The 6443-nt window shown below is 77.6% G+C and carries 6 protein-coding genes and 1 pseudogene; 2 read left to right on the top strand and 5 right to left on the bottom strand.

Annotated features, from left to right (window positions below):
• Window positions 1-409: pseudogene (locus tag KIK08_RS36265) on the top strand (hypothetical protein); the annotation flags it as partial.
• A 114-nt stretch (window positions 410-523) separates the two neighbouring features.
• Here the strand turns inward: KIK08_RS36265 and KIK08_RS36260 are convergent.
• Window positions 524-1207, bottom strand: a complete 684-nt coding sequence (locus KIK08_RS36260; RefSeq protein WP_214407843.1) for a demethylmenaquinone methyltransferase — start codon at window positions 1205-1207, stop codon at window positions 524-526.
• 38 nt (window positions 1208-1245) lie between these two features.
• A complete protein-coding gene (locus KIK08_RS36255) occupies window positions 1246-1758 on the bottom strand; it encodes a DUF3592 domain-containing protein (RefSeq protein WP_214407842.1) in 513 nt (170 codons plus the stop codon).
• Window positions 1759-1845: 87 nt separating this feature from the next.
• Between KIK08_RS36255 and KIK08_RS36250 the strand changes: the two genes are divergently transcribed.
• A complete protein-coding gene (locus KIK08_RS36250; RefSeq protein WP_214407841.1) occupies window positions 1846-3105 on the top strand; it encodes an isochorismate synthase in 1260 nt (419 codons plus the stop codon).
• Between the two features lie 71 nt (window positions 3106-3176).
• Here KIK08_RS36250 and KIK08_RS42100 read toward each other — a convergent pair whose 3' ends face one another.
• From KIK08_RS42100 to KIK08_RS36235, 3 genes are all read right to left on the bottom strand, one after another.
• Entirely contained in the window at window positions 3177-3818 is a 642-nt protein-coding gene (locus KIK08_RS42100) for a response regulator transcription factor (protein WP_214407840.1), read from the bottom strand.
• Window positions 3815-5260 carry a sensor histidine kinase gene (locus KIK08_RS42095; RefSeq protein WP_214407839.1) on the bottom strand — a complete coding sequence of 482 codons (1446 nt, stop codon included), beginning with the start codon at window positions 5258-5260 and terminating at the stop codon, window positions 3815-3817. The genes KIK08_RS42100 and KIK08_RS42095 overlap by 4 nt, the downstream gene beginning before the upstream one ends.
• A 129-nt stretch (window positions 5261-5389) precedes the next feature.
• The coding region (locus KIK08_RS36235) for a thiamine pyrophosphate-dependent enzyme (protein ID WP_250558529.1) at window positions 5390-6443 on the bottom strand (1054 nt) is incomplete at its 5' end.

The following is a 6443-nucleotide window of genomic DNA, read 5'->3' as shown; positions in this document are numbered from 1 at the left end:
CGCCCCGCCACGCCAGGCCGGTCCGCCCCCGGCGGAGCGGCGCCGCGAAGAACCCGCCCCCCGCCCGGTTCTCCCCGCAGCCCCGCAACCCGCCGCGACCGCCCCGGCCCGCAGCACCGCCCCCGGCCCCCTCGCACCGGACACGCAGGAGTCGCGGGTGGCGTCGCTGGTCCTGACCGCGGGCGTGGTCGTGCTCTTCACCGCCGCCTTCGAGACCATCATCGCCCCGATGCTCGCCGGCGGCTCCGCGCTGGTGCGGATCATCCTGCTGTCGGCCGTCATCACCGCCGCGGTGACCGTCGTGCGGCCGCCCGCGCTGCGGCGGTGGCTGGCGAACCTGCTGGTACCGGTGGCGGTGCGGAACCGCTGGGAGGCCGAGGGACGCGCGGACGGGGACACCGCGCGGTGAGCCGCGGCCGGCTCTGAGCAGCGTCCGCCGGGTCGCGCACACCTGGGGTCGCCACGCACGTGTCACGACATGTGCGCCGCAGCAGCCAGGTGTGCGTGACGAGGACGGAACGGCTCAGCGGACGCCGCGGTGCAGGGCCACGGCGCCGCCGACGAGGTTGCGCCAGGCGACCTCCCGCCACCCGGCGGCCCCGATCCGGCGGGCCAGCTCGGGCTGCGAGTCCCACGACCGGATGCTCTCGCCCAGGTAGCTGTACGCCCTCGGGTTGCTGGAGACGCGCGCGGCCACCGCGGGCAGCACCGTGCTCAGGCCGGTGTGGAAGGCCGCCCGGAACGGCGCCCACACCGGCTGCGAGAACTCGCACACCACGAGCCGGGCCCCGGGCCTGGCGACCCGGGCCATCTCGGCGAGGGCGCGGTCGATGTCGACGACGTTGCGCAGGCCGAACGAGATGCACACGGCGTCGAACGCGGCATCGGCGAACGGCAGGTGCAGCGCGTCCGCCGCCGCCATCGGCACCCCGCGCCACGCCCCGGCGCGCAGCATGCCCAGCGAGAAGTCGGCCGCGACGCACCACGCGCCGGAGCGCCCGATCTCGGCCGACGAGACCCCGGTGCCGGCGGCGAGGTCGAGCACCCGATCGCCCGGCCCGACCCGCAGCGACTCCCGGGTGAGCGCCCGCCACCGGCGGTCGAGGCCGCCGGTGAGCACCGTGTTCGTCAGGTCGTAGCGGCGGGCCACGCCGTCGAACATCGCGGCGACGTCGTGCGGGTTGCGGTCCAGGCCGGCGCGGGTCACGGCATCCACGCTACCGACGGGCACCGCCGCCGACCCCGTCAGACGGCGGGGTTCGCCCGGGCGCGCCGCCTGCGCAGCCACACCGCCGTGGGCACCAGCAGCACCCACGAGCCCGCGGTCATCAGCAGCAGCGGCAGCACCCCGTCCAGGACGCTGCGCCCCGCCACCCGGACGTGCTCGGGGTTCGTGACGTCGTACTCGACGGCCACCGTCTGGCCGACCTCCAGCCCACGCGGGTAGTACACGCCCAGCTCCGGCACCACGGCCTCGCCGTTGGCCACCGTGAACCGCACGAGCGTGCGGGCGAACGACGAGCCGTCGAGCACCTCGGCCTGCGCGATGGCGGGGTTGGCGGCGATGGTGCGGTCGTCGATCCAGGCGCCGACCAGCGCCAGCACCGACACCAGCGCGGCCAGCACCGCCAGTCCCGCGACGACCTCGGGCAGCCGGCGGCTCGTGTGCCGCAGGGCGGGGCGCAGCAGGTCGGCCAGCTCGTCGACGGCCCGGACCGTGGGCCGGTCGGGCGGCGCGTCCGGGGTGCCGCTGCTCATCGGCCGATCGTATCGACGGCGCGGCTGTGTCCCGCGCCTCCCCGGCCGGGCGGGCATCCGCCGGTCGGGGCTCCTACTCTCGCAAGGGTGACGATCGCGCCGCTACCGACATCGTTGCGGGTGCGGACGCGCCCCGTCGACGACCCCGGCCGGCTGCTCGACCTGCTCCCCGACGACGCCCCGCTGTGCTGGGTCCGCGACGGCGACGGCCTGGTCGGGTGGGGTGAGGTCGCCCGCTTCACGGCCACCGGCCCCGACCGGTTCGCCCGCGCCGACGCCTGGTGGCGCTCGTTCACACAGCGCCTCGACGTGCACGACGAGGTCGACGAGCCCGGGTCCGGACCGGTCGCGTTCGCCAGCTTCACCTTCGCCGCCGAGTCCGCGGGCTCCGCGCTCGTGGTGCCGCGGGTCGTGGTGGGGCGGCGCGGCGACCGGGCCTGGGTCAGCGAGTTCTCCGGCGACGACCGGCCCCCCGTGCGCGCGGTCAGCCCCGTGCGGCGCACCGGCACCGTCCGCTACGCCGACGGCCACCTGCCGGTGGCCGGCTACCGGGTCGCCGTCGCCGACGCCGTGCGCCGCATGCGCGGCGGCGAGCTGGAGAAGGCCGCGCTCGCCCACGACCTGCTGGCCGTCGCCGACGCCCCGCTGGACGCCCGGTTCCTGCTGGGCGGGCTGGCCGAGCGGTACCCCACGTGCTGGACGTTCTCGGTCGACGGGTTGGTCGGCGCGACACCCGAGATGCTGATCAGCCGCACCGGCGGGCGGAGCGTGCGGTCCCGGGTGCTGGCCGGCACGCTCTGGCCCGACGCCGACGGCCGCGGCGCCGACGCCGCGGCACTGGCCCGCCGGCTGCTCGACTCGGCGAAGGACCGCCACGAGCACCAGCTCGCCGTCGACTCGCTGGCCACCGCGCTGCGCCCGCTGTGCGCGCGGCTCGACGTCCCCGACACCCCCGACGTGATCTCCCTGCGCAACGTCTCGCACCTGTCCACCGACGTCAGCGGCACCCTGCACGCGGACGAGCCGGCCGGCCTGCTGCGCCTGGCCGAGGCGGTGCACCCCACGGCGGCCGTCGGCGGCACGCCCCGGGAGGCGGCGGTGGCGCTGATCGCCGAGCTGGAGGGCATGGACCGCGGCCGCTACGCCGGGCCGGTGGGCTGGGTGGACGGCGACGGCGACGGCGAGCTCGGCATCGCCCTGCGCTGCGCCCAGCTGGACGGCCCGGTTGCCCGGTTGTTCGCCGGCTGCGGCGTGGTCGCCGACTCCGACCCGGACACCGAGGTGCGGGAGGCCGCGGCGAAGCTGGCCGCGTTCCGCGACGCGCTGGAGGGCGTCCGCGGCTCCTGACCCGCCGTCGAGAACGAACTTGTCGTGATCAACAGGGCCTGTTGATCACGACAACGTCGTTCTCGACGGGGTTACGGGGTCCGGGCCCGGGCGAGCGCCGCCACCTCCAGCTGCGAGCCCACCCCCAGCTTCGCCAGGATCGAGCGGATGTGGCTGCGCACCGTGGCCAGCGAGACGACGAACTCGTCGGCGATGGCCGCGGGGCGACGGCCGGCGGCGATCCGGTCGACGATCTCGCGCTCGCGCGGGGTGAGCCGGCTCCAGCGGTCGCGGTCGCGGCGGTCGGCGAGCTGGGCGGCCTCGGCGACGGCGCGCAGGCGGGAGCGCTCGTCGTCGGTCATGACCGGCCGGCCGCCCGCGACCAGGGTCGCGACGCGGACCAGGTCCTCCAGGGGGCGGGACTTGTGGACGCGGCCGCACGCGCCGGCGGCCACGGCGAGGGCGACGGCCGTCTCGGCGGCCGTGCCGGTGACCAGCAGGACCCGCCAGCCGGCCCGGCACAGGGCCGTGACGACCGCGACGGGCTCGGTGGCCCGGTCGAGGTCGAGCAGGACGAGGCCGCCGGCCGGGGCGTGCCGCTCGGCCAGCTCGCCGACCCTGGCCGGTGGCACGGCGGCCGCGGACATCCCGTATCCGCGCAGCGCCAGCGCGATCGAGCAGGCGACCAGGGCCTGGTCGTCGACCACCAGGACGGTCGAGCCCCGCACCCTCACGGGTCGACCCGCTCGTCCGCGACCGGCAGCTCCAGGACGGCGATGCAGCCGCCGGCGCCCGACCCGTCGGCCGGGTCGACCGTGGTGACGGTGAGCTCGCCGCGGTGGCGCTCGGCCAGCCCGGCGCTGATCGCCAGGCCGAGGGCGGAGGCGGCCGGGCGGGGGCCGCGGCCGCCGCGCTGCACGAGCGCGGCGACGGACTCGGGGGCCGGGTCGGCGCCGTCGTCGACGACCTCGACGCGCAGCCGGCCCTCCGCCGGGCTGGCGCGCAGCCAGACGCGCGCGCCGGGAGCGTGCTCGGCGCAGTTGACCAGGACGTTGGTCAGGACCCTCGCCAGCAGCCCGACGTCGACGGCGGCGCGGGCGTCGCCGTCGACCTCGACGTTGACGTCGAGCCCGTTGGCGCGGTGCACGGCGGCCAGGTCGCGCAGGACGGTGCCGATCTCGCCGCGCGAGGGCCCCGGCTCGCCGCCGAGCAGCTCGCGCATCCGCTCGAACTCGGCGCCGGCCGCGGCGAGCAGCCTGCGGTCCTCCGGGCCGGGCACGGCGCCGTCGCGGGAGAGCACGCCGGCCGCCCCGGCCAGCCCGGCGGCCAGCTGGCGCAGCTCGTGCTCGCGCTCGCTGGCGGCGACGACGGCGGCCTCGGCCCCGACCAGCCGGGACCGGCGCTCGACGACGGTGCGGACCTCGGCGCGGACGAACCGCACGGCCACCCCGAGCAGCATCGCGACGGCGGCCAGCTGCAGCCCGGCGACGGCCGCCGCGGCGGCCTCCTGGCCGGCGGCGATGCGCACCGCGTTCGCCGCGGCGAGGGTGGCGAAGGCGAGCGCCGTGCCGCGCAGCAGCGCCCGGTCGGCGACCGCGCCGGCGATGAACACGACGAGCGCCGCGGCCCCGGTGCCGGACCAGACGACGAGGTCGGCCGAGGTCAGCAGGGTGTCGGAAGGGGGAGGCGCCGGGACCGTGGCGGCGACGACCGACAGCGCGGCGGTGGCCACCGCGACCACGACGCCGACCACCGCGGCGGCGATCCGGTCGCCGCGGCGGTCGGCCGAGGCGCGGACCGCGAGCACCAGGAAGCCGATCACACCCAGCAGCGCGACGTCGGAGACGAGCGCCCACATGCCGGAGGCGGGCGGGAGGCCCGCCGCGGCCGGCAGCAGCACGGTGCCGGCGAAGACGGCGACGGCGGCGGCCATCCGCACGGCCCGGCGGTTGTCGCTGACGAAGCCGCCGGTGGCCAGCAGCAGGGCGGCGCCGATGGCGGCCGCGAACACCAGGACCCCGGTGGTGCGCCCGGTCCAGCCGGACGGGTCGTGCCAGCCGGTGGCGACCAGCGCGACGACGACCAGCGCGAGCTGGGCCACCGACTCGACGGCCGGCATCCGCAGCTCGCTCCACGGGACGGTCGGGCGGGTGGGCCCGGCGGCGCTGCTGGTCACGGCGACACCTCGACGGAACGGGAGCGACCGGTGGTGCGGCGACCGGTCGGGTGCTGGGGAGCTCCGCGCTCATTGTCGCCCATACGTCCGACGCCGTTACCGTGCGAACGCGACCGGTGACCGATCGGCCTAGCCGGTGACATCCGACATTGCACTGTCCACCGCATCACGTACGGCCGTTCGCAGCAGTTCGTGCGATCCTCGTAGCTCGCTGCGCTCCGCCGCCAGTTCCAGCAGCCGCACCCCCCTGACCGGACGGGTGAGCTCGTCCACCAGATCGTCGACGTCGCGGGCCCGGTGGTGGCGCACACCGGTCGCCGCGGCCAGCGCCGCCAGGTCGACCCGGTGCGGGGTGCCGAAGACCCGCTCGAACGCGCCCGCGTGCTCGGGGGCGCCCTGTTCGAGCAGGTGGAAGATGCCGCCCCCGCGGTCGTTGAGCACGACCATCGTCAGGTCGGGCACCGGCTCGTCGGGGCCGACCACAAGACCCGTGGTGTCGTGCAGCAACGTGAGGTCGCCCAGCAGGGCGATCGTGGGGCCCGGGTGGGCGAGCGCGGCGCCGAGGGCGGTCGACACCGTGCCGTCGATGCCGGCGACCCCCCGGTTGGACAGCACGCGCAGCCCCGGGCGCGGCACGGCGCCCAGCGACACGTCGCGCACCGGGTTCGACGAGCCCAGCACCAGCTGGGCGCCGTCGGGCAGGGCCGGGACGAGCGCCCTGGCCAGCACCAGCCCGACCGGAGCCGACGGCCCGTCGATGCCGCGGTCGAGCGCGGCCACGGCGGCCGCGTCGGCCACCTTCCAGCGGTGCAGCCAGCCGGCGTCGGGCACCAGTTCCGGGAGGGCGCCGACCGCGCGCACGCTGCCGGCGACGTCGGGCCAGCCGTGCGGGTCGCGGCCGTCGGTGACGGCGTAGACGTCGACCTCCGGGTCGGCCAGCAGGCGCTGCACCGGCCGGTGCAGCGTGGGCCGGCCGACCACCACCACCTGCGCGGGACGCAGGTCGGGCCGGTCGAGCAGCCACGGGCCGCCGCGCACCGCCCCCGGCCACGCCGGGGAGGTCGGCTCGGCCACCACCGGCGCGTCGGTGCGCACCGGCGGACCGCCGTGCCCGGCCACGACCAGCGTCGGGGCCGACGGGTCCAGCGGCAGCGGCGCCACCACCGGCTCGGGCCGGGCGACC

It is taken from the genome of Pseudonocardia lacus (assembly GCF_018531445.1).
Lineage (GTDB): Bacteria > Actinomycetota > Actinomycetes > Mycobacteriales > Pseudonocardiaceae > Pseudonocardia > Pseudonocardia lacus.
The sequence above is the reverse complement of the archived record's forward strand: the minus strand, read 5'-3'. Positions and strand labels throughout refer to the sequence as shown.

Excerpts from the sequence above, each read along its gene's own strand:
- KIK08_RS36255 (WP_214407842.1), bottom strand. The coding sequence starts at position 1,758 with ATGAGCAGCGGCACCCCGGACGCGCCGCCCGACCGGCCCACGGTCCGG.